General features: G+C 61.2%; 24 protein-coding genes. 8 read left to right on the forward strand and 16 right to left on the reverse strand.

All coding sequences use genetic code 11. From position 1 onward, the window contains the following. Positions 1-200: 200 nt before the first annotated feature. Positions 201-1,907, forward strand: a complete 1,707-nt coding sequence (gene leuA / locus FP026_RS11480) for a 2-isopropylmalate synthase (protein ID WP_149634740.1) — start codon at positions 201-203, stop codon at positions 1,905-1,907. A gap of 119 nt (positions 1,908-2,026) precedes the next feature. On the opposite strand, the gene FP026_RS11485 is transcribed toward leuA, so the two are convergent. From FP026_RS11485 to FP026_RS11500, 4 genes are all read right to left on the reverse strand, one after another. Next, positions 2,027-3,871: an ABC transporter ATP-binding protein gene (locus tag FP026_RS11485; RefSeq protein WP_149634741.1), complete on the reverse strand. Its 1,845-nt coding sequence runs from the start codon at positions 3,869-3,871 to the stop codon at positions 2,027-2,029. Between the two features lie 273 nt (positions 3,872-4,144). Further along, positions 4,145-4,348 (reverse strand): hypothetical protein, encoded by a 204-nt coding sequence (locus tag FP026_RS11490; protein ID WP_149634742.1) that lies wholly within the window; start codon positions 4,346-4,348, stop codon positions 4,145-4,147. A gap of 101 nt (positions 4,349-4,449) precedes the next feature. Then, positions 4,450-5,292, reverse strand: coding sequence for an anti-sigma factor family protein (locus FP026_RS11495; protein ID WP_188112551.1), 843 nt, complete (start codon positions 5,290-5,292; stop codon positions 4,450-4,452). Between the two features lie 3 nt (positions 5,293-5,295). Next, positions 5,296-5,808 (reverse strand): RNA polymerase sigma factor, encoded by a 513-nt coding sequence (locus FP026_RS11500; protein ID WP_149634744.1) that lies wholly within the window; start codon positions 5,806-5,808, stop codon positions 5,296-5,298. 32 nt (positions 5,809-5,840) lie between these two features. On the opposite strand from FP026_RS11500, the gene FP026_RS30190 reads away from it, so the two are divergent. Further along, positions 5,841-6,005 (forward strand): hypothetical protein, encoded by a 165-nt coding sequence (locus FP026_RS30190; RefSeq protein ID WP_188112552.1) that lies wholly within the window; start codon positions 5,841-5,843, stop codon positions 6,003-6,005. A gap of 11 nt (positions 6,006-6,016) precedes the next feature. Here the strand turns inward: FP026_RS30190 and FP026_RS11505 are convergent, their stop codons facing one another. Both FP026_RS11505 and FP026_RS11510 read right to left on the reverse strand, forming a co-directional pair. Beyond that, on the reverse strand, positions 6,017-6,583 hold the full coding sequence (locus FP026_RS11505) for a tetratricopeptide repeat protein (RefSeq protein WP_149634745.1): 567 nt from the start codon (positions 6,581-6,583) through the stop codon (positions 6,017-6,019). Positions 6,584-6,674: 91 nt separating this feature from the next. Next, entirely contained in the window at positions 6,675-7,613 is a 939-nt protein-coding gene (locus tag FP026_RS11510; RefSeq protein WP_149634746.1) for a metallophosphoesterase family protein, read from the reverse strand. A gap of 50 nt (positions 7,614-7,663) precedes the next feature. Here FP026_RS11510 and FP026_RS11515 point away from each other — a divergent pair, with 50 nt between their 5' ends. Next, positions 7,664-8,155 carry an NUDIX domain-containing protein gene (locus tag FP026_RS11515; RefSeq protein WP_149634747.1) on the forward strand — a complete coding sequence of 164 codons (492 nt, stop codon included), beginning with the start codon at positions 7,664-7,666 and terminating at the stop codon, positions 8,153-8,155. A gap of 15 nt (positions 8,156-8,170) precedes the next feature. Here FP026_RS11515 and FP026_RS11520 read toward each other — a convergent pair whose 3' ends face one another. After that, on the reverse strand, positions 8,171-9,160 hold the full coding sequence (locus FP026_RS11520; RefSeq protein WP_149634748.1) for a glutathione S-transferase family protein: 990 nt from the start codon (positions 9,158-9,160) through the stop codon (positions 8,171-8,173). Between the two features lie 347 nt (positions 9,161-9,507). On the opposite strand from FP026_RS11520, the gene FP026_RS11525 reads away from it, so the two are divergent. After that, on the forward strand, positions 9,508-10,080 hold the full coding sequence (locus tag FP026_RS11525) for a GNAT family N-acetyltransferase (RefSeq protein ID WP_149634749.1): 573 nt from the start codon (positions 9,508-9,510) through the stop codon (positions 10,078-10,080). 40 nt (positions 10,081-10,120) lie between these two features. Here FP026_RS11525 and FP026_RS11530 read toward each other — a convergent pair whose 3' ends face one another. From FP026_RS11530 to FP026_RS11550, 5 genes are read right to left on the reverse strand one after another with little or no spacing between them, the layout of a single operon-like run. Then, positions 10,121-10,543, reverse strand: coding sequence for a GNAT family N-acetyltransferase (locus FP026_RS11530; RefSeq protein WP_432444117.1), 423 nt, complete (start codon positions 10,541-10,543; stop codon positions 10,121-10,123). A gap of 5 nt (positions 10,544-10,548) precedes the next feature. Then, positions 10,549-12,621 (reverse strand): hypothetical protein, encoded by a 2,073-nt coding sequence (locus tag FP026_RS11535; protein WP_149634751.1) that lies wholly within the window; start codon positions 12,619-12,621, stop codon positions 10,549-10,551. 1 nt (position 12,622) lies between these two features. Next, entirely contained in the window at positions 12,623-15,448 is a 2,826-nt protein-coding gene (locus tag FP026_RS11540; protein ID WP_149634752.1) for a DUF4159 domain-containing protein, read from the reverse strand. After that, a complete protein-coding gene (locus FP026_RS11545) occupies positions 15,445-16,365 on the reverse strand; it encodes a DUF58 domain-containing protein (protein WP_149634753.1) in 921 nt (306 codons plus the stop codon). The genes FP026_RS11540 and FP026_RS11545 overlap by 4 nt, the downstream gene beginning before the upstream one ends. A 26-nt stretch (positions 16,366-16,391) precedes the next feature. Next, the gene (locus tag FP026_RS11550; protein ID WP_149634754.1) at positions 16,392-17,405 is read right to left on the reverse strand and encodes an AAA family ATPase; all 1,014 of its coding nucleotides are present in this window, start codon (positions 17,403-17,405) and stop codon (positions 16,392-16,394) included. Positions 17,406-17,572: 167 nt separating this feature from the next. Between FP026_RS11550 and FP026_RS11555 the strand changes: the two genes are divergently transcribed. From FP026_RS11555 to FP026_RS11565, 3 genes are read left to right on the forward strand one after another with little or no spacing between them, the layout of a single operon-like run. Continuing rightward, positions 17,573-18,196 carry a DUF1285 domain-containing protein gene (locus FP026_RS11555; protein ID WP_149634755.1) on the forward strand — a complete coding sequence of 208 codons (624 nt, stop codon included), beginning with the start codon at positions 17,573-17,575 and terminating at the stop codon, positions 18,194-18,196. Then, positions 18,193-18,828: a CoA pyrophosphatase gene (locus FP026_RS11560; RefSeq protein WP_149634756.1), complete on the forward strand. Its 636-nt coding sequence runs from the start codon at positions 18,193-18,195 to the stop codon at positions 18,826-18,828. The genes FP026_RS11555 and FP026_RS11560 overlap by 4 nt, the downstream gene beginning before the upstream one ends. Further along, positions 18,825-20,081: a CCA tRNA nucleotidyltransferase gene (locus FP026_RS11565; RefSeq protein ID WP_149634757.1), complete on the forward strand. Its 1,257-nt coding sequence runs from the start codon at positions 18,825-18,827 to the stop codon at positions 20,079-20,081. Before FP026_RS11560 ends, FP026_RS11565 begins: the two co-directional genes overlap by 4 nt. Before the next feature lie 129 nt (positions 20,082-20,210). Here the strand turns inward: FP026_RS11565 and FP026_RS11570 are convergent, their stop codons facing one another. The 3 genes from FP026_RS11570 to hemF form a co-directional block, all read right to left on the reverse strand. Further along, entirely contained in the window at positions 20,211-20,396 is a 186-nt protein-coding gene (locus FP026_RS11570; RefSeq protein WP_149634758.1) for a DUF1059 domain-containing protein, read from the reverse strand. Positions 20,397-20,541: 145 nt separating this feature from the next. After that, a complete protein-coding gene (locus tag FP026_RS11575) occupies positions 20,542-20,820 on the reverse strand; it encodes a hypothetical protein (protein WP_149634759.1) in 279 nt (92 codons plus the stop codon). A 189-nt stretch (positions 20,821-21,009) separates the two neighbouring features. Then, positions 21,010-21,921: an oxygen-dependent coproporphyrinogen oxidase gene (gene hemF / locus FP026_RS11580; RefSeq protein WP_149634760.1), complete on the reverse strand. Its 912-nt coding sequence runs from the start codon at positions 21,919-21,921 to the stop codon at positions 21,010-21,012. 174 nt (positions 21,922-22,095) lie between these two features. On the opposite strand from hemF, the gene FP026_RS11585 reads away from it, so the two are divergent. Then, a complete protein-coding gene (locus tag FP026_RS11585; RefSeq protein WP_149634761.1) occupies positions 22,096-22,353 on the forward strand; it encodes a hypothetical protein in 258 nt (85 codons plus the stop codon). A gap of 89 nt (positions 22,354-22,442) precedes the next feature. Here the strand turns inward: FP026_RS11585 and FP026_RS11590 are convergent, their stop codons facing one another. Further along, positions 22,443-23,600 (reverse strand): hypothetical protein, encoded by a 1,158-nt coding sequence (locus FP026_RS11590; protein WP_149634762.1) that lies wholly within the window; start codon positions 23,598-23,600, stop codon positions 22,443-22,445. Positions 23,601-23,627 lie beyond the last annotated feature (27 nt).

Consider the following 23,627-nt stretch of genomic DNA (forward strand, 5'->3'; position numbering starts at 1 on the left):
CTTCTCCTCCTCGGCCTTACGCGCGGTTGCCGGGTCCTTTGAGGAGCGCCCGGCGGCCGAAAAGCCCGCTGGCCATCGCTCCTCGCGACTTACCCTAAAATCGACAGCATACCCGCAAAGGGTCCGCATTTATCATCGCCAAGCCGCATCCGATCGGCTAAGACGCGGGATAAAATGACGGGAAAGGAAGAGACGAGACCATGGACGCGAACAGCCATTCCCCCAAAGGCATGCCCGAAGCAGCGGTAAAATACCGCGCCTATCCCCAAATCAATATTCCCGACCGGACCTGGCCGTCCAAGGTGATCACCAAGGCGCCGATCTGGTGCTCGGTCGACCTGCGCGACGGCAATCAGGCGCTCGTCGATCCGATGGGCCATGATCGCAAGGCGCGCATGTTCCAGCTGTTGCTGGATATGGGCTTCAAGGAAATCGAGATCGGATTCCCCTCGGCTTCGCAGACCGATTTCGATTTCGCCCGCTGGTGTATCGAGCAGGGCAACGTGCCTGATGATGTGTCGCTGCAGGTTCTCGTCCAGTGCCGTCCGGAATTGATCACCCGCACGTTCGAGGCGCTGGAAGGCGCCAACAAGCCGATCGTCCACTTCTACAATTCCACCAGCGAATTGCAGCGCCGCGTGGTGTTTGCCAAGGATGTACAGGGCATCAAGCAGATCGCCGTCGATGCGGCCAAGATGATTAGCGACATGGCTGCCAAGGCAGGCGGCGGCTATCGCTTCGAATATTCGCCGGAGAGCTTCACCGGCACCGAGCTGGATGTGGCGCTGGAAATCTGCAACGCCGTCATCGACGTCATGAAGCCGACGCCTGACAACAAGCTGATCATCAACCTGCCGTCGACAGTCGAAATGGCGACGCCGAACGTCTATGCCGACCAGATCGAATGGATGTGCCGCAATCTGGACAACCGCGAAAACCTGATCATCTCGCTGCATCCGCACAATGACCGAGGCACGGGCATCGCTGCCGCCGAGCTGGCGCTGATGGCGGGCGCCGATCGCGTCGAAGGCACATTGTTCGGCAATGGCGAGCGCACCGGCAATGTCGATGTCGTCACCATGGCATTGAACATGTTCACGCAGGGCGTCGATCCGGAGCTCGATTGCTCCAACATCGAGCGCATGAAGGAAGTCTTCGAATATTCCAACCAGATGGCGATCGGCGAGCGTCATCCTTACGTCGGCGAGCTGGTCTACACGGCCTTCTCCGGTTCGCACCAGGATGCGATCAACAAGGGTATGAAGGCCGCCAAGGTCGCCAACGATCCCATCTGGGAAGTGCCTTATCTGCCGATCGACCCGCAGGATGTCGGCCGCACCTATGAGGCGATCATCCGCATCAACTCGCAGTCCGGCAAGGGCGGCATCGCCTACATCATGCAGCAGGACTACGGCCTGAACCTGCCGCGCAATCTCCAGGTGGAATATCGCGAGGAGATCCAGCGCATCACCGACGAAGAAGGCAAGGAATTGCCGTCCAAGCGTATCTATGAGCATTTCATCGAGCGTTATGTGACCCAGCCCGATGCGCGGCTCCGCTTCGCCGACCATCACACCTTCGCCGACCCCGAGCACAGGGGGCAGCGCATCGTCGCGGCCGAAATCACCGATAATGGCGAGGTGAAGCGCATCGAGGGCAGGGGCAACGGCCCGATCGACGGCTTCATCAATGCGCTCTCGATCTATCTCGGCATCCCGATGTCCGTCGAGGATTATTCCGAGCACTCGCTGCAGCATGGCTCCAACGCTTCGGCGATCTCCTATGTCGAGGTCTCCTATCCGGGCGGTAAGCTCTTCGGTGCCGGCATCAACACCAATATCGTCGCGGCGTCTCTCGAGGCGATCGTCTCGGCGGCGAACCGTGTGCTCGCCATAAAGGCGGCGTAAGGCTGAAACGGCCTCTGCACTGCTGATTTAAAAAAGCCCCCCGATCCTGAACTGCCCCCCGAAGGTTGGTGTCCAACTTTCGGGGGGCAGTTCATTTCGAGGGGACTTTTTGTTGCGCGTCAGTCGACTGCCGGCTCGTCATCTTCGATGAAGCCGCCGGATTGATGGGACCACAGTGTCGCGTAGATGCCGTTTCGGGCGATCAGCTCCGAATGCGTGCCGTCTTCGACGATACGTCCTTGGTCCAGCACGACGATGCGGTCCATACGCGCGATGGTCGACAGGCGATGCGCAATGGCGATCACGGTCTTGTCTTCCATGATGCCATAAAGCGTATCCTGGATTTCGGCTTCGACTTCCGAATCGAGGGCGGAGGTTGCCTCGTCGAGCACCAGGATCGGGGCATCCCTGAGGATGGCGCGGGCGATCGCCACGCGTTGCCTTTGACCGCCGGAGAGCTGGACGCCGCGTTCGCCGGCATGGGCGTCGAAGCCCGTGCGTCCCTGCTGATCCCGCAGCTTTGCTATGAAGCCGCTCGCGGCCGCTTTCTCGGCCGAAGCGAGAATAGTATCCTCCGTGAAGCGAGGGTTGCCATGGGCGATGTTATCGCGGATGGAGCGGTGAAGGAGCGATGCCTCCTGGCCGACCACGGCAATCTGCCGGCGCAGACTATCCTGCGTCACCTGCCGAACATCCTGCCCATCGATTTCGACGATGCCGCCCTCCGGATCGAAGAAGCGAAGCAGCAGATTGACCAGCGTCGATTTGCCGGTGCCGGAGCGGCCGACAAGGCCGACCTTCTGGCCTGCCGCAATTCGAAGCGAAACGCCGTCCAGCCCGCCATCTCCCTTGCCGTAGTGATGAGTGATCTGCCGGAAGACGATCTCGCCCTTGGTGATGGCAAGCGGTTTGGCGTCCGGCGCATCGGTAATCGCGAGCGGCTGCGAGACGGTCAACAGTGATTGCCGCATGGCGCCGAGATGGGCGAAGAGCGAGGAGACCGCATCCAGCATCCATTCGGCCATGCCGGTTATGCGGAAACTCAGCGCGAGCGATGCCGCGATCAGCCCCAGCTGCGCGCCGCCGGATTGCCAGAGGACGACGGCATAGCCAACGAGCGCGACGATGAGGAAGCTGCCGAGGAAGAGCATGCTCGAATTGACAAGCACTTCGAGCCTCTGCACCCGGACGAATGTTTCGCGCGTTTGAGAGAAACGACGACGGGCTTCTTTGTCTTCCGCCTTGGCATCGGCAAAAAGCTTGATGAGGTCGATATTGGCATAGCTGTCCACCAGCATGCCCGTCAATTCGGCATAGGCTCCCTGGTATTGCGCGGAAGCCTTCTGCAGGCGAGGGATGACATAGGCCATCAGGCCGAGATAGCAGAGGAGCCAGACGGCGAGGGGCCAAATCAGGCGCGGGTCGATCGAGGCCATCAGCCAGAGCGAGCCGGCCACGTAGATTGTGACGAAAGACAGCGTGTGCAGCACGGCATAGGCGGCGCCTGTTGCCGCTGTACCGATGTCGCGCACCTGGCTGGCAATGCGACCGGAAAAATCCTGGCGAAACCAGCCGACGGATTGCCGAAGGACGTGACGATGGGCGCGCCAGCGAAACAAGGTCTCGGCATTCGGCCGGAATGCGATGTCATCAAGGCTTTCGCGGAGATATCCGGCAAGGGGCCGTCCGATCAGCACAAGGGCGGCCGCAGCGAGCAGGCCCAACCCTTCGGATGCCCAGAAATCCTCCCGGTGAGCGATGGCCAGATTATCCACCAGCCGGCTGGAATAGCCGATGAGCCAGATCTCGATGACGGCGCCGATCACGGTCAGGCTGAGGCTCATCGCCATGACCGTGCGGAACGGGCGAAGATTGGTTAGGAGATAGTGCCGGGCGTTGGATGGTGGTTGGGGCCCGTCATGATCCTGAAATGGATCGACAAGCTCTTCAAAGCGACGAAACATGAGTGCCCTCCGCGGGCGAAAGATAGCAATCTGATGATCGGGCCGATAAAGCAGCCCTTCACGGCACTGCTTTTCAGCGGTGATTTCCTGTGCCGTGATTTTTCATCCGAGTGCTCTCCTCATAGGTCGCTGCAACCTCTATAGCGTGTATCGGCGCCAATGTCAGCAGCAATTGTACCGTCATCGTTCAGCGTTGCGACTCATAGCGCCATCCGCGCCCAAGCGGCCTGCTTCGAAATCGTCCGGGACATGTGCTTCAGTGGTGTCTCTTGCTCAGGGTTTGCCCTTGGTAAGCTCATCGCGTTGCTTTGTCAGGCGCTCGAGCTCTTCTTCCTGTTCGGCAATCCGCTCCGACGTCCGTTCTTCGTCGGCTGCGCCGGAGAAGGCGGCGGCCTGCTCGATCAGCTCGCGAAGATTTTCCCTTATCACCGCAATGCGCCTGTCGATTTCCGGAATGGTCAGCAGAACGTCGGACATGTCGAAACTCCAGCAAGAATATCGGACTCGTATGATTGCCGCAGGATCATTATCCATCGGCGAGCGTTCGGCCGCAAGCTGCAAAGAAGGAGAGGGGGCGGTCAGATCTCCGACGATACCCTGTTGGCGATCTGGTCAAGCATCGCATCCGAGGAAGGACCGACGACGGCGTAGGTCGCGCCATCGCGATGCCAGGATACGATGCTGATATCGTCCTTGATGGTCTCGCTGAAATCGGTGTCGTTGGCGACGCCGTCGGCTTTGGTAAAGCAGACGGCGACGACATCGCCATCGAGGTTCTTGTAGATCAGCTGGCCGACGGGCTTGCCGCCGGCGATGAACATGCGCGCGCCCTGGAAGACAAGGCCATCGGCGGCCAGATCCGGGAAATTGAATTTGACGCCGACCGTGCTGCCCAGCCACTTGCTTATTTCATCCAGTTCGCTCGCCTGCAGTTCGACCATATGGCGCGGCTGGCGCGAATAGATGCGATGATAGGCGGCTATGTCATCCAGCCAGTTTCGCGTCGCGACCTGGGCCGGGGTGACGGGTGCCGCCTCCGGCGCATTGGCAGGTTGCGTGCCCAGAAGATAGCCGATGCCGCCGCCGACCGCGAAGAGGATCAGGGCTGCCGCCAGCGACTGCCTGCCGTTCGGCGCCAATTTCAGGGATGGCCTGGCGAGACGGGGAGAAGGGTCGCGAGTCTTCGGAGGCTGGGCGCTCTTGATGGAACGAACGAGCGCAAGCGGCACGGGCTCTTTCAAAACCTCGTCGAAAGCCTTGCGGCCGACATCGGAACCGTGCCTCAGCTCATCGAATATGCGCTGTGCATTCGGATCGGAAGCGATGAGCTTTTCCAGCTCTTCTTTTTCTTCTCGGCTCGTTTCGCCATCCATGAAGGCGGACAAGCGGACTTCGAGCGGCGTTTTTTTCATGTCCTGCAATGCTTAAAACCTTCGAGGCGAGCGACTGTGACCTTGAGAGGCAAGGTAAAGACGAGCGCTGGAGAGTCGCGACATCACCGCCGACAGCGGAATGCCGAGGATATCGGCCGCCTGCTTATAGCTGTGCCCTTCGACATCGACCAGCAGGAAGACACTGGCAAGTCCTTCGGGCAAAGATGTGACGAGGCGATGCGCTTCTCCGGCTTCAACCGGATTTAAATGTGTTCCGGATGCCGGGTCGCCCTGTTCCAGGGCATTGCCCTTGCCGGCAGGGCGCAGTTTGTGGCGCCGCGCTTCGTCGACCCATTGATGCCGAGCCATGGTGTAGAGCCAGCTCTCCAGCTTGCCGCCGCTGTTCCACAGATGGAACTTGGCGATGCCGCGCTGACAGACGCTCTGGACGAGCTCGTCCGCCTCGGTCAGATCGCCGGTCAGCGTCACCGCGAAGCGGCGAAGCTTCGGAAGAAGGCCGACCAGATCGCGTCTGATATCGATGGCTGCTACCGGCGTTGGCATGGTCTTTCCAAAGAAGCGTTGGAGGTTATCACATGGACGACGTGCTTCCGCAAATAGTGATCTTTCCCTTGGAAAAGGTGATGCGAGCAGAATGTTCGTCCTGTGTTGGTATGAACCATTTCCGTGCCGTTTCGCAAGCCTTCAAAACACTCGCACTTAACTGTCTTTCTCTGGGCGGTGATCTGCGTATGCGCTGACCCACACTGCCTCAATAGGTGATCTGGCCCTTGAGCGATTGCAGCAGCGAGCGATAAGCCCAGGTGTTTTCGCCGCCGCGATCGCGGATCTCGACCAGCTGGACGCGCGCGCCCTGAACATCGCCCTGCTCGAGAAGGGCCTGTCCCATATAGGAGCGCGCGAGGATATAATTCTCATCGCGCTGCAGGGCCTTGCGATAGTAGCTCATGCCGAGCTCCATTCTGCCCGCCTTGCGATTGGCATAACCGAGATAATTGAGGATGCGGGGATCGTCCTGGTCCCTTGCGAGCTTCAAGACGGTGATGGCGTTATCATACTGGCCCGCATAGGCGAATTCCCGCGCCGCCTGGAAGAGCTGATCGTCATTGAAGCCGCTTTGCTTCGGCTTTACGCATTCCTTCTTGTCTTTGTCCCAAACCTTGCCGTCAGTGCATTTGGTCGTGGTGTTGCTCTTAGGTGGCGGGGCCGTTTCGTCACTTTCGGAGCCGGCGGCGACGGCCTGCAGGCTGGCGGCAAACAAGAATCCGGCAGCGATCGCCACAGTCGAGGAGCTTTTCATCGCGGCCTTGAAACCCATCCAATCCTCCCAGGATTCCGATAGCACGATTGTAGCTCCGTATCTTAGAAAACGCCAACGAAACGATGCGCGTGACATCCTAAAATGCCGATCATGTCGCCAGAATATCGATGCCTTCCGGATCGACACCATCGCCGTTGTCGTTGAGGCTGTAGCGTTCGGCCTTCAACTCCCAGGCGCCCGGACGACCGTCGATCGTAAAGAGATTGTAGGCAGCGCGCGGCTTCAAGCCGCCAACTCCTTGCGAGGCGGAAGCGATCCCGACGATCGGCACCAGGCCCATCTGGCCGCGCAGCCAATGCAAGGTGTTGAGATGCGTGTGCCCATGCAGGACCAGCTCCGCGCCGCCCGTCGAGAGGACCGCCGCGAAGCGGCGGATGCCGATCATGCGCTTGTAGAAGCTGGTCGCGCCGCGAATCGGCGGGTGATGGATCATGACCACGCGAAAGAGCCCCGCATCTCCGGCCGCGCGCAGAATGTTCACCGTCTCGCGCGCCTGGCGGGCGGAATAGAAGCCGCTGGCGGCAAAAGGCGGCGTGGCGACGGCGGTCGAGCAGCCGATCAGCGCTACCTGATCCCGGATGCGCATATAGGGAAAAATGCGCTGGTCTTGCTGCCATTCGGCCGGAGCGCGGTCGCCCCTGACATAGGGATACCAGGCGCGCATGGACTTTTCATATGCGCCGGGCACATAGGCATCGTGATTGCCGGGAACGACGGAGGTATGAAAGGGATCGCCGACTGTCTTCAGCCACGCGGCTGCGGTCTGGATCTCCATGCCGCTCGCAAGATTGACGAGATCGCCGGTTACGGCCAGATGATCGGCCTGCTTCGCCTTGATGTCGTCAAGAAGGAGATCGAGCGTACCGCCAAAAAGGTGCTTGCGCCGGTTCCGGTGCCAGTTCACAAATCCGGTAATGCGTTTGGAGGCGAGTTCTCTGATCGAAAGGCGTGGCAGCGGACCAAGGTGAACATCGGAAATATGCGCGAGCTTGAACATGGGATGAGACATAGCCCACTCTATTGTCAAAACAAATACATCCCCAACGTCATTGCGGATCGGGGTATTGGGTTTCACGCATGAGCGACGAGATTTCGAGGGACGAAAAGCAGAGTTTGGCGGTGCGGTTGTTCGGCCGGGCGCTGCATGTCTATTTCGGCCTGACGCGCAGCATGACGCTTGGCGTGCGCGCCGCCTGCTTCGATGGGGAGGGGAGAGTTTTCCTGGTGCGGCATTCCTATATCGCCGGCTGGCATATGCCCGGTGGCGGCGTCGAGCGTCATGAGACGGTGGAGCAGGCGCTCGAGAAGGAGCTGCGCGAGGAAGGCAATCTGGTGATTTCGGGCAAGCCGCAGCTCTTCCACGTCTATTTCAACAATCGCACCAGCAAACGGGACCACGTCGTTTTCTATCGTGTCGAGGTCACCCAGACCGCGCCGCGCAAGCCGGATCGCGAGATCGTCGAAAGCGGCTTCTTTGCGCTCGATGCGCTGCCGCCCGGAACAACGAAGGCAACCTGTCGCAGGCTGAGAGAATTGGAAGGAGCGGAAGCTCCTTCCAATCACTGGTAGCCACCGGCATTCAAGTCACGCGGCTTTTGCCAATCGCTCGCGGCCATGCGGACGATCGAAGTCCAGATCGGGGCCGATCGGCACGATGCCTGTCGGATTGATCGTCTTGTGGCTGCGATAATAGTGGTTCTTGATATGCGTCAGGTTCACCGTCTCGGCAACGCCGGCAATCTGATAGAGGTCCCGCAGATAGGCCGAGAGGTTGGCATAATCGGCGATGCGGCGGATGTTGCATTTGAAATGGCCGACATAGACGGCATCGAAGCGGACGAGCGTCGTGAACAGCCGCCAGTCGGCTTCTGTCAGCCGGTCTCCGAACAGATAGCGCTTCGTCGAAAGCCGCTGGTCCAGCATATCGAGGGTTTCGAAGAGGCGTCGGGCACTTTCCCCGTAGGCTTCCTGGGCTGTCGCAAAGCCGGCCTTGTAGACGCCATTGTTGACTGTGTCGTAAACCTGCTCGTTCAACGCATCGATATCGGCGCTGAGATCGGCGGGATAGAAATTCGCCTTTGAGCCGGTCAAGCCATCGAAGGCGGTATTGAACATGCGGATGATTTCGGCCGATTCGTTGTTGACGATCGTACCGGTCTGCTTGTCCCAGAGAACGGGAACGGTCACCCGGCCGGAATAATTTGGATCGGCCTTGACATAGACCTCCCAGAGCTTGCCCGCGCCGAAGAGATGGTCGACCGTGCCTCCGTCCTTCCCTTTGAATTCCCAGCCATTTTCTAACATCAGCGGATCGACGATCGAGACGGAGATCAGCTCCTCAAGCTTCTTCAGCTTGCGGAAAATCAGGGTTCGGTGCGCCCAGGGGCAGGCGAGCGATACATAGAGATGATAGCGCCCAGCTTCTGCTTTGAAGCCGCCGGTGCCGGTCGGGCCAGCGCTGCCATCCGCGGTCACCCAGTTGCGGAACTGCGACGCGGCGCGCTTGAAATGGCCCTTCGTTTCTTTGGTATCGTACCAGACGTCATGCCAGACGCCGTCCACCAACATGCCCATTGCTCGATCCTTTCGGGAAAACTGCTGACAATTTACAGAAGAGATACGGCATGTCCGCTGGATTTCGAGGCGGTAAATGATGAACACTGCGTCGCATGCATGGCGGGCACGCTTCGGACGCCGGCGTTATGCGTGGAAAGCCAGGATGTGGACACGATCTCGCATCAATAAACGCCATCATGTATTTTGCATTGGACGCGCCGGATATTTCCTGCTATCCGGCTTTTCACAGTTTAAGGACCCTTGTCATGAAAGTAGCCAGAAGCCTGCGACGACGCCGATGATCTTGAACGCTCCACGAGCGCTTTCGGGAACAATATGGCCGTCTATCTGGTTTCACTGGTCTAATGTACAAGCACGATCTGGTCTACCTCACTGAGGATGCGTCGCACGACGCCGTCATCGAAATCATCAACGAAGAAGCGTTCGGCCCGGGCCGGTTTACGCGCGCTGCGGCTCGCATTCGCGAACAGGGGCCGCATGACCGTTCTCTGTCCTTCATCTGCGCCGACGATGGCGAGACGATCGCCTCCGTGCGGATGACGCCGGTGCTTGCCGGATCGGTCAAGGGCCATCTGCTCGGCCCGCTTGCCGTACGCCCCTCCCACAAGAACAAGGGCATCGGCCGCGAGCTCGTGCGGATTGCCGTCGAGGCCGCCAGGCGCAAGGGTTCGGAAGCCATTATCCTCGTCGGCGATCCACCTTACTATGGCCCGCTCGGCTTTGAGAAGGTTGCCTATAATGCGCTGACTTTCCCCGGTCCCGTCGATCCCAATCGGGTGTTGGTCGTCCCAACCGTAGCCGACGTGCATGCGCGGCTGCACGGCTCGATCGCATGGCGCGATGATTCGGCTCAGGCTGTTACGACGGAAGACGAGGACGAGGACGACGGCATGCAATTGACCGCGATCGCCGTTTAAGGCTTTGCGTTGAAAACGAAAACTATTGCCCCGCCAGGTATCAGCGGGGCGATAGCTTCTTCTGCAGGAAGAAGCGGCTTCTGCCAGCGGGGAAATCCGGCAATTCACCGAAAATCGCATAGCCCTGTCTTTGATAAGCCCGCAATGCCTGAGGATTGAACGTATCGATCCAGGCTCCAAAGCAGCCGCGCGCGCTTGCCTCCGTTTCCGCCGCGTCCAGCAGCTTTCCGGCCATGCCCTGCCCACGCAGGCTTTCCGGCACGAAGAGCCATGCGGTGAACAGCCATCCCCAGGCGGTGTAGCCGGAAATCCCGCCAATGGTCTTGCCGGTCTCGTCGCGGATCAGAACCGCTAGGGGACGGCGCTCGGAGGGACCGACATCGGCGGCATTGAAGGCGGTCAATCCCTCGCCGATGGCCGCGAGTTCGCTTTCGCTTGGGGCATCGGTCACGTCAATTTTCATCACGGTCACCGTCCTTCGCGCCACCATGTGGCGGAGAAGGCAAAGAGGAGGGCGGCAAGGCCGGCAAAACCCGCAAACAGGGGCAGGGTATTGATGCCCTTCAGCACGGTTTCGTCGGTCATGCGGATGGTCAGGCGCTGGTTGTCGGCGACGCGAACGGCGCCGCGCACCGGCAGGACCTGCGGTACGGTGACGCCGGCATTGGCGCCGGCAACCCGGGTGACGACACCCTTGGTCTTCTGCGCCAGCGGCTTCAGCGTCTCGGCCGTCGAGATCATCGCCTTGAATTCTGGAGCATCGATGGCGCCGATATGGACAAGCGTCGACAGATTGCCGTTGGCGATCTGATAGAGCCCGATTTCATCCATGTGTTTTTCGGCCTGATAGAGACCCGGCTGCGTCTGCTTCAGCGGCAAGGTCTGCGTCCTGCCGGATGGCGATTTGATCGTGGCGGGGCCGGGATCGTTGCCAATGGTCTGGCGCGTCACCTGCAGCGTGCGGCCGGCGGCGTTTGCCGTCAGAGCTTCCTCCTCCAGCGCCGGCTCCTTCAACAGCCAATGGGCGATGCGGCGATAGAGCGACACGTGCGGACCACCGCCTTCGAAGCCGCGCGCCCAGAGCCAGCCTTCGTCGGAAAGCAGCATGGCGACACGGCCCTGGCTAACGCGGTTCAGCACCAGCAAGGGACTGTTATTCGCGCCGACCATCACGGTCTGTCCCTGCGGCCGTTCGACATCGACGCTGCGGAACCAGCGGCCCCAATGCGGCGGCTCGGTGTCGGATCCATCCAGGCCGCGTGTCACGGGATGCTTCCGGCCCTGGTCCGACAGACGCGGATAGAAGGCCTTCTCGATCATCTGGCCCGTCGGCTCGGCTGGGAGCACGGAAGCTAGCGGCGTCAGCGCGATCGAACTGCCGCCGGCATGTTCCGGACCAGCGGCTACGAGCAGGGCGCCGCCGTTTTCGACATATTGCGCCATGTAATCATAATAAATCGTCGGCAGGACGTTCTGACGGTCCTGGTAGCGATCGAAAATGATCAGGTCGAAAGAATTGATCTTGTCGACGAAAAGCTCGCGCGTCGGGAAGGCGATCAGCGACAATTCGTTGATCGGGGTGCCATCCTGCTTGTCCGGCGGACGCAGGATGGTGAAGTGCACGAGATCGACCGAGGCGTCCGATTTCAGAAGGTTGCGCCAGGCGCGCTCGCCGGCATGCGGCTCACCCGAGACGAGCAGAACACGCATGTTCTGACGGATGCCTTCGATCAGCTGGACGGTGCGATTGTTGATCGCCGTGACCTCGCCAGGCACCTCGGCGACGGCGAATTCGAGGACATTGTTGCCGGCGCGGGGCACCTTGAAGCTGAAGGGCGTGTCCTGGCCGGGCGTTGCCTGCAGCGTGGCGATTTCGTCACCGTTCATCTTGACCGTGACCGCTGCCGTGACACCTGGGCTCTTGCCATCGTCAACGACACGAAAGACGAGCTGTTGCTCGTCGTTGACGATGCCGAAGCGAGGCGCGCGCACGATTTCGATGCGGCGATCGAATTCGCCCGGCTTGCCTGTGATCAGCCCGTGGATGGGTGCGTCGAAGCCGAGTTGCTGGTTGACACCGGGGATATCATGGATCTGGCCGTCGGTGAGGAAGATGGCGCCGCCGATGCGGGCGGGCGGCACGTCCGCGATTGCCGAGGACAGCGCCGAGAAAAGCCGCGTCGATGGAGATTCTGCTTCCGCCGGATCGCGCACCTCGACGATGCGCGGCTCCATGCGCGGGAATTGTGCCAACCGGTCTTTGAGCATCGCCAGAGCGTCATCCGTCATCTTGGAGCGTTCCGGTGTCTGCTGGCTTAGACTGCGGTCGACCACGATTGGGACGATGGTCGTCAGCTGCTCGCGATCCTCCTGCATCAGCACGGGATTGGCGAGCGCGGCCAAGAGGGCAATGCCTGCCAGGGCACGGATCCAGCCGCCGCGAAGGCGCCTGAAGATCGCAAGCGCGGCAATGGCGAGCGTCAGCACCGCCAGAGCGGCTAGGATAGGCCAGGGGAGGAATGGGGCGAAACCGATATTCATATTACTGCCCCAAGCGCTGCAGGATGTCCGGAACGTGGACCTGATCGGATTTATAGTTTCCGGTCAGCATGTACATCATGATGTTGACGCCGGTGCGGTAGGCGTATTCGCGCTGGGTTTCGTCCGGCGGCACGGTCGGCAGCAGCGGAGAACCGTTTTCATCGACGGCCCAAGCGCCGGCAAGATCATTGCCCGTTATGATGATCGGCGTCACGCCGTCGGAGGTCGCGACCGCATTTGCGTCGCGGCGCATATCCTGCCGCGCCTCCACCCAAAGCGGACTATCGGCATAGCGACCGGGGAAGCTCGACAGAAGATAGAAGGATTTGGTCAGCACATGTCCCGCCGGCACCGGCTCCAAGGGCGGAATATCGAGATTGGCGAGGATCTGCTGCAACCGTTGGCCGTTCGGGCTCGGCGTCGAGGTATCGCCCATCGTGTCGATGGCGTCACGGGTATCGAACAGCACGGTGCCGCCATTGCGCATATAGGCGTCGATGCGGTTGATGGCGTCGTTAGAAGGCATCGGTGCGGTCGCTGAAACCGGCCAGTAGATGAGGGGGTAAAAGGCCAATTCGTCCTTGGTCAGGTCCAGCCCGACCGGAGGCCCGGGCTCGAGTGTCGTGCGATAGGTGAGGTAGTCGGAAAGCCCGGCAAGACCGCGCTCTGAGATATGATCGACTTCCGTTTCGCCGGTCACGACATAGGCAAGATGCGTTTTGTCCAGCCGTGAAAAAATGGTGTCGTCGCCGGGTTTTGCATCATCGGCCAACGCGATTGCCGGATGCAGGAAGATGGCAAGCGAGGCCGCCAGCAGCAGCATCGCTGCGCCCCCAGCCATCGTCTTTGCCGATCTGCCGAGGCGCGGGAAGGCGCCATTCATGAACAATACGATGATGCTGTCAGCCAGCAGGATCAGGAAGGCGAGGGTGAAGAGGATCGGCTTTGCCGACCAGGCTTCTCCGCCGATAAGGCCCTCCCGTGCAGCCGAGCCCGCGGCCGATGCATCCAGCGGTTTCAGTTGCGTGCCGCTGGGCAGCGTGTTCAGGGCGACAAAGCCTTCTTCGGAGCCGTAGAGACCGGGCGGATTGTCGAAACTTGTGATCGGCGCTCTCTTGCTGTTCGGCTCCAGCGGGCGCGCGCTGCCGATTTCGCTGGTCAACACGCCCTTTGCGGTCAGAAGCCGGTAAGGCGGCATTGCTTCGCTTCCCTTGGCTGCGGCCCCGTCCGCCGGGGTGACGCCGCCGGCATGGGACAGCTGCACGATCCGGCGCAACATTTCGACGAAATCGCCTGATATCGGCAGGTCGGACCATTGCGGTTCGGCGCTGACGTGGAAGAGAACGATGCGGCCTGCCTGCATCTGCTTTTCGGTCACCAGCGGCGTGCCGTCGGCAAGGCTTGCCCAGGTGCGCTCGGCCAGATCCGGTGTCGGTTCGGCCAGAACCTGCCGCTTGATGAGCACATCCTTGGGCTTCGGCATGCCGGCGAAGGGGCCGAAGGAGGGGAAATCGGTGAGCGGCTGCGGCTCGGCCCAGGAAAGCGCGCCGCCGAAGGTACGTTCGCCCTGCCGTAGCGTCACGGGCACGAGCGGATCGTCGGCGGGTGCTGCGGCAAGGCGTGGGCCGGCGAAGCGGACGAGCGTTCCGCCATTCTGGATCCACTTCTGTAGCGGCGCGTAGGTTTCCTGCGGCAAGCGGCCGACATCGGCCATGATGATGACCGAGGGATTGCCGGTGAGCAGCTCCGGGATCGATTTGGCGAGATCGGCGCTGTTCGGCTGGGTCAGGTCGGCATAGGGCTGGAGGGCGCGTTGGATATAATAGAGTGGCGACAGGATCGGCTGGAATTCGTCGGCGGCCTGACCGGAAAGAAGCGCCACGCGCCGGCGCCGAAAACCATCGTCGAGCAGATAGACGCTTCCGGCGCTCGCCTGCCGGTCGAGGCTTATGCGGGCGAAATCATTGCGCATCTCGAAAGGAGCGGCAATGGAGCCGGTGGCAACGGTCTGGCCGCCGGCGAAGTCAAGCGAACCGGCGGCGATCGGCCGCCCCTGGTTGTCCTGCGCGGTCAGCCCAAGGCGCACCGGGGCGGTGCCATTCAGCCGCGTTGCGGTGACGGTCATGTTGTTGGCGGTATTGGTCGCGCCGGTGATTGCAATGATGTTTTGACCATCGCCTTCGATCAGCCGCAGCTCGCTTGGCTGCAGCGCGGCGAGCCGGCTGACGATGTCGTCCTTGTCCTTGCTCTCGACGCCATCGGAGATGAAGGCGATCGTGCCGGGCTTTGTGCCGTTGAGCGCCGCCTTCACAGCGTCGGCAGCGCGCTCGCGATCAGGCACCAGCGGCCGCGGGTTCATGGCATGCAGCTTGTCACGCGCCGATGTCGCAGCACCCGGCGTCGCATCGTTGCCTTGTTCGGCCGTGAAGGCGATCGAAACGGGAATGCTCTTGGCATCCGCATCGTCGATCAGCGCGTCAGCCGTCCGGACACGACGCTCCCAGTCGGAGACGCTCGCCCAGCTATTGTCGATCATCAGCACCAGCGGACCGCCGCTCGACAGCGTATTGGTCCGCGGATTGAACATCGGATTGGCGATGGCGAGGATGACGAGGGCGGCCAGCAGCATGCGCAGCAGCGTCAGCCACCACGGGCTGCGCGCCGGCGTTTCCTCGCGTTTGAGGATGGCTGCCAGAATGCGCAGCGGCGGGAAGACCTCCGTTCGCGGTTGCGGCGGCGTCAAGCGCAGCAGCCACCAGATCGCGGGAAGCAGGATCAAGGCGCCGAGGATGGCGGGAGAGGCGAATGCGAAGGAGAGACCGCTCATGGCTGCCCTCCGGAGGCTACCCTGGCGGGCATGCCGGAAAGATACATGTGCACCGCGACCAGCGCTTCGGAGGCCAGCCGGTCCGTGCGGTGGCTGACGAAGGTCCAGCCGAGATGACGCAGCGACTGGCCGAGATTTTCGCGGCGGGCGAGATAGGCGCGTCGATAGTCGTCGCGCAGGTTTTCGGCGCGGCCGGCAATTAGCTTCGAACCCGTCTCTGGATCGCTGAATTCGGTCCGCCCGCTATAGGGAAAGAGCTCCTCGGCAGGGTCGGCCACTTCGATCACATGACCGCGCAAACCCCGGCGCGCCAAGGGGCCGATCCTGCCCATGACGCTGTCGGCATCGTCGAGAAAATCGCCGATCAGCACGATATCGCTCCAACCGCGGATCATCGCCGTCTGCGGCAGACCGCCTTCGAGAGGTGTGTGCATCAGGGCTGCCGCCAGCCGTTCGGCGGCGTTGCGGGTGGAAACCGGCTCCATGATGCCGGGGCAGCCGATGCGTTCGCCGGAGCGGGAAAGGATTTCCGCCAGCGCCAGCATCAGGACGAGCGCACGGCTCTCCTTGGAGGCGTGGCCGTAGGTCGATTTGTACATCATGGACGGCGACAGATCGGCCCAGAGCCAAATCGTGTGCGCGGCTTCCCATTCATGATCGCGGATATAGGTATGGTCGTCTCGGGCCGAGCGCCGCCAGTCGATGCGCGAAAGGCTTTCACCTTCGGTATAGGGGCGGAACTGCCAGAAATTCTCGCCGATCCCGCGCTTGCGCCGGCCGTGCCAGCCGGCGATGACAGTATTGGCGATGCGCTTGGCTTCGACAAGGCAGTCCGGCACGAGTGCGGCGCGACTACGGGCTCGGGAGAGGGCATCGTTGCCTGAGGTCGGTCTGACGATCTGTCCGATGGATGCCACGCGCTATACTCTCCTCGACATCCGGCTCATGGTCTCGACTGCTTGACCAGCCCTGCAATGACGTCGCGCACGGACATGCCTTCGGCACGGGCCGCAAAGGTCAGCGCCATGCGGTGTTCCAATATGGGTTCGGCCAGCGCATGCACATCGTCGATCGACGGCGCGAGGCGGCCTTCATAGAGCGCGCGGGCGCGGGCGCACAGCATCATGGCCTGGCCGGCGCGTGGGCCGGGACCCCAGGCGACGTGCTTGTCCGTCGAAGCATTGCCCTGGCCCGGACGGGCGGAACGCACCAGCGACAGGATCGCATCGACCACGCCGTCACTAACAGGCATCTGCCGGATCAGCTGCTGGATCTCCAACAGGCGCTCGGCATCGATAACCGCCTGCGGTGTGGCTTCGCTCAAGCCCGTTGTTTCCAGCAGGATGCGGCGCTCGTCGGCAAGCTCGGGATAATCGACGTCGACCTGCAGCAGGAAACGGTCGAGCTGGGCTTCCGGCAGCGGGTAGGTGCCTTCCTGCTCCAAAGGATTCTGCGTCGCGAGGACATGGAATGGAGCCGGCAGGTCATAACGCTGGCCGGCGATGGTGACGTGATATTCCTGCATGGACTGCAGCAGGGCCGACTGCGTGCGTGGCGAGGCACGGTTGATCTCGTCGGCCATCAGCAATTGCGCGAAGACCGGACCCTTGACGAAACGGAAGGAGCGGCGGCCGCTCTCGTCCTGGTCCATCACTTCGGAGCCGAGAATATCCGAGGGCATCAGGTCGGGCGTGAACTGCACGCGGTTGGAGGCTAGGCCAAGGACTGCGCCGAGCGTAGTCACGAGCTTGGTCTTTGCAAGGCCCGGCACGCCGACGAGCAGTGCGTGACCGCCGGCGAGCACGGCTAGAAGCGTGTTTTCCACGACGCTTTCCTGGCCGAAAATGACCTTCGACACTTCCTGGCGGACGGCGGCAATATCGCCAAGCGCCTTTTCGGCGGATGCGATGATTGCCTGCTCGTCGAGGCTCGTTTCGGACGATTTGATCATGCCCATTTGCGTCTCCAATGGCAGAAAAACGGTGCGCGTGATTCGCAGACGTTACACATTTGCCTCATAATCAATACAACTTATCGCCACCAAGACGGCTGACAAGCACGTTTCAAATGACTATCTCGTGAGAACTGTCATATTCGTGACTAACGACCAACCGGGACAGAAGAATGGCAACCGAGGAAATCAAGGCAACGGGCGACGCCGCGAGCCTCGCGGCGCTGATTTCGCGCGCGGCTGGCGATAGTGGCGGCCGTAAAAAGGGTCTGCCGCCCGTCGATCGCTGGAATCCGCCGTTCTGCGGCGATATCGACATGGAAATCAGGGCCGACGGCACCTGGTTTTATCTGGGCACGCCGATCGGCCGCGCGCCATTGGTACGGTTGTTTTCCACCGTCCTTCGCAAGGATGCCGATGAGAAGACCTATCTCGTCACGCCTGTGGAAAAGGTCGGTATTCGCGTCGTCGACGCGCCTTTTGTGGCTGTCGAGATGAGCGTGACGGAGCGCGACGGCAAGCGCGTGCTGACATTCCGAACGAATGTCGGCGATGTCGTCGAGGCGGGCAGGGATCATCCTATCCGCTTCGTCATCCGCGGTGAGAACGACGAGTTGAAGCCCTACCTGCATGTCCGCGGACGTCTCGAGGCTCTGGTGACGCGCGCGGTCATGTATGATCTCGTCGAACTCGGCGAACCCGTTGAAATTGCCGGGCGCGAGATGTTCTGCGTGCGCTCCGGGGGTACGATCTTCCCCGTCATGCCGGTTGCCGAACTGGATGCGCTGACTCGATGAGTGAATTTCCCCTTTATTCCGCGGATGAATTCCGGCGCCGCGCCCTCAACCAGAGCGGCGGCCCGATCGATCTCGCCTGGCGCGATCACGGCGATCATCTGCTTAATCCGGAGACCATCGCGCAGGTCGCGGACCTGAAGCTGAAGGATGCCGCGGTACTCATACCGGTCATCGACAGCGGCGACGATGCCAAGGTCATCTTCACACTGAGGACGTCCACCCTGCGCAAGCATTCCGGCCAGATCGCCTTTCCGGGCGGCGCCATCGATCCGGAAGATGCCTCGCCGGAAATGGCCGCCATGCGCGAGGCGGGCGAGGAGATCGGGCTGGCGGATATCTTCATCGAGCCTGTCGGGCGGCTGCCGCATTATCTGGCCGCCACGGGTTTTCGCATTACGCCCATTCTTGCGGTCGTGAAGCCCGGCTTCGATCTGACTCTCAATCCGACAGAGGTGGAGGATGCCTTCGAGGTGCCGCTCTCCTTCCTGATGGATCCCAGCCACCATGTCACCGACACGATGCTCTGGCAGGGGAGCGAACGGTATTTCTACCGCATGCCTTACGGTCAGCGCATGATATGGGGCATTACCGCGGGCATCGTCCGCACGCTTTATGAAAGGCTCTATACATGACGTCCGTTGCCGGTGAGGCCTGGTTTCGCGATAAGGCGCTGCAGCGGGTGCTGTCGTTGCTCGATGCCGATGGTGGTGAGGGGCGTGTCGTCGGCGGGGCGGTGCGCAACAGCCTGATGGGGCTGCCGGTTGCCGATATCGACATCGCGACCACTCTCTTGCCGGAAGCCGTCGTCGAAAGAGCCGAAGCGGCGGGGATCAAGGCGGTGCCGACGGGCATCGCACATGGCACCGTGACCCTCGTCATCGATGGAAAACCGTTCGAAATCACCACCTTGCGGCGCGATGTGGAGACGGATGGGCGCCGCGCCCGCGTCGCTTTCAGCCGTGATTGGCAGGCGGACGCCGAGCGGCGCGACTTGACCATCAATGCGCTCTATGCGTCCGCTGATGGCGAGGTGGTGGATCTCGTCGGCGGGCTGGCCGATCTGGAGCGCCGCAATATTCGCTTCATCGGCGATGCGGCGACGCGGATCGCCGAGGATTACTTGCGTATCCTGCGGTTCTTCCGTTTCTTCGCCTATTACGGCAGCGGCAGACCGGATGCGGACGGCTTGCGCGCCTGTGCCGCGGCACGATCTAAGATCGAAACACTCTCGGCCGAGCGTGTCTGGTCTGAAATGAAGAAGCTTCTGGCGGCTCAGGATCCGGGCAGGGCGCTGCTCTGGATGCGCCAGATCGGCATATTGACCGAAGTGCTGCCGGAAACCGAGAAATGGGGCATAGACGCCATTCCGGGGCTTGTCGCCACCGAGCAGGCGCTCGGCTGGCCGGCGGAGCCGCTGCTGCGGCTTGCCGCCATCGTGCCGCCGGATGCCGCAAGACTTGCAAAGCTTGCCGAGCGGTTACGTCTTTCAAAAGCCGAAGGCGCCTATCTCCAGGCATGGGCGAATGCGCCCGTGGTCAAGGACGATATTTCCGAAGCGGCCTTCGACCGCCTGCTTTATCGCTACGACCCATCGGGCATCGCGGTTCGCCTGAAGCTGGCGCTGGTGATTACGCGGAGCAAGGCTGAGAGCGATTTCGAGGAAATGGGGCGTGCCGCGCGGCTGGGTAAGCTGCTGGAACGAGCGGCAAAATGGAAAAGACCCGCTTTCCCGCTCAGCGGCGCGGATGCACTGGCCGCAGGGGTCGCCGCCGGGCCGCGTGTGGGTGAACTTCTTGGCAAGCTCGAGCAGGAATGGCTCGACGGAAATTTCAAGATGAACCGGGCGAGCCTTCTCGCCCGACTGAAGGAATTGACTGCCGCGTGATATCGAGGCCCGTTGTTGGCTTTAAAGCGCGTCGCGATCTTTCAGATTCACTCCGTGCGCTTTAAGCTATTGATTTTTCGCATGTCGTTATCGCAAAACCGCGACGCACTTTTGCGCGACATGCTTTAATCAGGCCGCATTGGCTTCGTCGCGAATGCGGGCCTTGATATTGTCGACCATGTTTTCGCGGATGATCGTTTCGCCATGCGCTTCGCGCATGTGCTCGACGGCGCGGCGAACCACTTCGGCATCGTCCTTGGCGCGAGTATGCCAGGAGCAGCCGGGCACCAGCGTACCACATTCGAACAGTCGCATATCTTCCTCCTCATCTCTCCAATAGTTTTCGGTCCCTCCATGCCACAGGCATAGGGGCCGAAGGACATGAGGCTAAACGCGGTGGGCGGAAAAAAGTTTCTGCCGGCGGCAAGCCTCCCGCTTGCCGGCGGCTGTCTTCCGGATTTCAATCCGGCATCGCCCAGGATTTGAAGCAGTCCGACGACTGATACTTCGTAACCGGTGGCTGTCTTGCCGAACGGTCGGCCGCGAAGCGGGCGATGTCGTTCGGCGATTTACCCGCCAGCTGCATTCTCACCTGCTCGACGAAGCAGGATAGCGGCAGGTCGGATCCGCTGCGGATCCGCATATCTTCGGCCAGCCGGACGACAAATTCCGGACTATCGACCGTGCGTGAAAGTTTCTGCTCTTTCGAAGCTTCCGTGACGTGTTTCTCTGCTGCCATTACAACCTCCTCCGATTGAAACGAGCATTAGGTCACTTAGGCACTCCCCCGCCGATTTTAGGGCATTATCCGATCAACTCCCGTCGGATATCTAAAGCGTGTCGCTTCCAGATTCGCCCAATACACTCCGCATCGCCTGCTTTTTGCATGTCGTTATCGCAAAGCGCCGCCACTCTTGCGCGACCTGCGTCAGGGCCAACGCACCACCGGCGGCAGAGACGAAAGAATGGACTCCACATTGCCGCCCGTCTTTAATCCGAATATTGTACCCCTATCGTACAGCAAATTGAACTCCACATAGCGCCCGCGGCGAATTAATTGCTCGTCGCGGTCCTCCTCCGTCCATGTTTCGTTGAAATTGGAGCGGACGATGCGCGGGTAGACCATCGTAAAGGCGCGGCCGACGTCGCGGGTGAAGGCAAAATCGGCATTCCAGCCGCCGGCTTCTTCCGAAGAATGCAGCCAGTCGAAGAAGATGCCGCCGATGCCGCGCGGCTCGTTGCGGTGCTTCAGGAAGAAATATTCGTCGCACCAGTTCTTGTAGTGCTGATAGTCCGCGACGGCGTGACGGTCGCAGACGATCTGCATGGCGCGGTGGAAGAGCGCGCTGTCTGCATCTTCCTGGGTGCGCCGGCGATCGAGCATCGGTGTCAGGTCGGCACCGCCGCCGAACCATTGGCTCGTAGTGACGACCATGCGGGTATTCATGTGCACGGTCGGCACGTTCGGGTTGACAGGATGGGCAATCAGCGACAGTCCAGAGGCCCAGAAGCGGGGATCTTCCTCGGCGCCTGGAATCTGGCTTCGAAAGTCTGGAGAGAATTCGCCGTGGACGGTCGAGGTATGGACGCCGACCTTTTCGAAGACCCGGCCTTCCATCATCGACATGCGGCCACCGCCGCCCTGACCCTTGTCCCTCTGCCAGTCCTTGGCCACAAAGCGGCCGGGCTCCTGGTCGGAAAGGGGACCAGTCAGCTCGTTCTCCAGCTGCTCGAATTCCGCGCAGATCGTGTCGCGCAGACCTTCGAACCAGTGTCGTGCTGCCTCTTTCTTTTCTTCAATATCCTCGGGTAATCCCTTGGGAAGATTGGGTCGTTCCATGCATGCTCTCCGACGGTGCGAGCAGCCGGCGGCCCGCGATTCGCACTGTATGTATCGTGAGTTGGAATATCAGCAAGATTGCGGCGCAGCCAGTGCAGCAACGTCGCAGGAGAATCGACTCGCAAATTTCACAATGCGGTATTATGTTCCCTCTCTCAAAGGCGAGGTTTTATCATGAGGATACCTGCACCGCCGCCCCTGGATGGGTTGAGACGCAGAATATTCCGTTACCGGCAGGAACATCCTGCAGGCGGGAAGAGCGAATTCGTTCGCGAGACCTTTTGTCTAAGCCGCCCCGAAGCGCGTGAAAAGGCGCGCGAATGGTTTGATGAATTCCCGAAAGCTGCCTATTGGACCGAAGTCGAAAGCTGGCGTCAGGTCGACGGCGATCGCATCGAGTTCACCATGCGGCGCCTGCCCTCAGCGGATTGACCTGAACGACATGGTGCCCGCATCGGCGGGTGATAGCCACCGAAGTGCGTTCTCGTTTCCCCGCGGCTGGCTGGCGATGCGTCACCCGCTCAATGCGGCTCGGGTGGTTGTGCCTCATCCGACCGGCCGAATGCGGGCGGCTGAGCGCTTGGCATAGGCCCGGCGGAGAAAGCTTTCTTGACCTTTTCGATCGTAGTCGCGTTGCCGCTGCCCGGAGCCGGAGGTGAGGGAGACCTTGTCTCTGGCATTGCCGGCGGTTCGGCCACGGCACCTAGGTTCGCAGCTTGGCGTTCCCCGGTCTTCTGATCTTCGACGATGGGCGATGCCGCAAGAATTTCCATCAGCGTGATGGTTACCGGCAGGTGGCCGCCTAAGTCGGTGTTCGTGTGATGCCATGCATGCGCGACGTGCTGATCGGCGTGGATGAACCGTCGGGAATTGATCTCGCCGAACCAGTCCCACTCGCCCATGACATCGACGACATCGGTGAATATCGGGGGCATGGCGATGCGTGTGCCGATCGTCACGATCTTGGTATGTCGCGCCAGTTCGGCGACCCGCATTTCGTCCTGTTTCCAGAGGTTATGCAGTGCGGCTGACAGCACGAGGTTTCCCTTGGAATGGCCCGTCAGCAGGCGGAAGGAAAAGCGGGAGTCTGCGAGAAGCGCCTGCACGGTTCTCGTATCGAGACTGGCGCGGGCAGCTGTCGCCTCAGCCTGCGCCCCGACCTTGGGGCGGCCGGCAAGGTCGTCCAGGCTTTCGAGAAAGGGCCGCAGGCCTTTCAGGTGTCCGAAGAAAAACAATCCGCCGAAGGCTTCGGTGATGACATCGGCGATACCATAGCCCGAGACGACGACTGCGACCGGTGCGTCGATCGCATCGGCCACGTTGCGGGCAAAGGCGGCCGCGCCGAGCGCGGAACCGCCGATGCCGGCGACTGCGAGCGCCCGGGCATCACCGCCACCGCGCAAGACGAATTCATCGATGGTTTCGCAGAGGGTGAGCGCCCCAAGACCGCTGGGCGGAACGATCATGATCGCGCCTTCGGCGGCGAGCGAGTCACTGATGTAGAAGGCTTCCTCCGGCGTGATGACCGTGACGTCGTAAAACAGCGCATCGAGAGCGAGGTTGCGCTGGCGAAGGCCTTCAAGCGCGAGATTGCGCACAGGGGAATGCTGGAGCCGTTCGGGGAGGCTCAATGTACGTGCGAACTGCGTCAGGGAAAGCGTGAATGCCGTCTGGAACATGGGTCACCTCGCCAAGGTTGCCTGAGT

This window comes from Martinezella tropici, from assembly GCF_008370325.1.
Classification (GTDB): Bacteria; Pseudomonadota; Alphaproteobacteria; order Rhizobiales; family Rhizobiaceae; genus Rhizobium; species Rhizobium tropici_B.

Coding starts and splice junctions, on each gene's coding strand:
- FP026_RS11505 (WP_149634745.1), bottom strand. CDS start 6,583: ATGGGTTTCAAGGCCGCGATGAAAAGCTCCTCGACTGTGGCGATCGCT.
- FP026_RS11590 (WP_149634762.1), bottom strand. CDS start 23,600: ATGTTCCAGACGGCATTCACGCTTTCCCTGACGCAGTTCGCACGTACA.
- FP026_RS11490 (WP_149634742.1), bottom strand. CDS start 4,348: ATGTCCGACGTTCTGCTGACCATTCCGGAAATCGACAGGCGCATTGCG.
- FP026_RS11515 (WP_149634747.1), top strand. CDS start 7,664: ATGAGCGACGAGATTTCGAGGGACGAAAAGCAGAGTTTGGCGGTGCGG.
- FP026_RS11525 (WP_149634749.1), top strand. CDS start 9,508: ATGTACAAGCACGATCTGGTCTACCTCACTGAGGATGCGTCGCACGAC.
- FP026_RS11520 (WP_149634748.1), bottom strand. CDS start 9,160: ATGGGCATGTTGGTGGACGGCGTCTGGCATGACGTCTGGTACGATACC.
- FP026_RS11565 (WP_149634757.1), top strand. CDS start 18,825: ATGACGTCCGTTGCCGGTGAGGCCTGGTTTCGCGATAAGGCGCTGCAG.
- FP026_RS11585 (WP_149634761.1), top strand. CDS start 22,096: ATGAGGATACCTGCACCGCCGCCCCTGGATGGGTTGAGACGCAGAATA.
- FP026_RS11535 (WP_149634751.1), bottom strand. CDS start 12,621: ATGAATATCGGTTTCGCCCCATTCCTCCCCTGGCCTATCCTAGCCGCT.
- FP026_RS11555 (WP_149634755.1), top strand. CDS start 17,573: ATGGCAACCGAGGAAATCAAGGCAACGGGCGACGCCGCGAGCCTCGCG.
- FP026_RS11550 (WP_149634754.1), bottom strand. CDS start 17,405: ATGGGCATGATCAAATCGTCCGAAACGAGCCTCGACGAGCAGGCAATC.
- FP026_RS11540 (WP_149634752.1), bottom strand. CDS start 15,448: ATGAGCGGTCTCTCCTTCGCATTCGCCTCTCCCGCCATCCTCGGCGCC.
- FP026_RS11560 (WP_149634756.1), top strand. CDS start 18,193: ATGAGTGAATTTCCCCTTTATTCCGCGGATGAATTCCGGCGCCGCGCC.
- FP026_RS30190 (WP_188112552.1), top strand. CDS start 5,841: ATGGACGACGTGCTTCCGCAAATAGTGATCTTTCCCTTGGAAAAGGTG.
- FP026_RS11575 (WP_149634759.1), bottom strand. CDS start 20,820: ATGGCAGCAGAGAAACACGTCACGGAAGCTTCGAAAGAGCAGAAACTT.
- FP026_RS11500 (WP_149634744.1), bottom strand. CDS start 5,808: ATGCCAACGCCGGTAGCAGCCATCGATATCAGACGCGATCTGGTCGGC.
- hemF (WP_149634760.1), bottom strand. CDS start 21,921: ATGGAACGACCCAATCTTCCCAAGGGATTACCCGAGGATATTGAAGAA.
- FP026_RS11485 (WP_149634741.1), bottom strand. CDS start 3,871: ATGTTTCGTCGCTTTGAAGAGCTTGTCGATCCATTTCAGGATCATGAC.
- FP026_RS11570 (WP_149634758.1), bottom strand. CDS start 20,396: ATGCGACTGTTCGAATGTGGTACGCTGGTGCCCGGCTGCTCCTGGCAT.
- leuA (WP_149634740.1), top strand. CDS start 201: ATGGACGCGAACAGCCATTCCCCCAAAGGCATGCCCGAAGCAGCGGTA.
- FP026_RS11530 (WP_432444117.1), bottom strand. CDS start 10,543: ATGAAAATTGACGTGACCGATGCCCCAAGCGAAAGCGAACTCGCGGCC.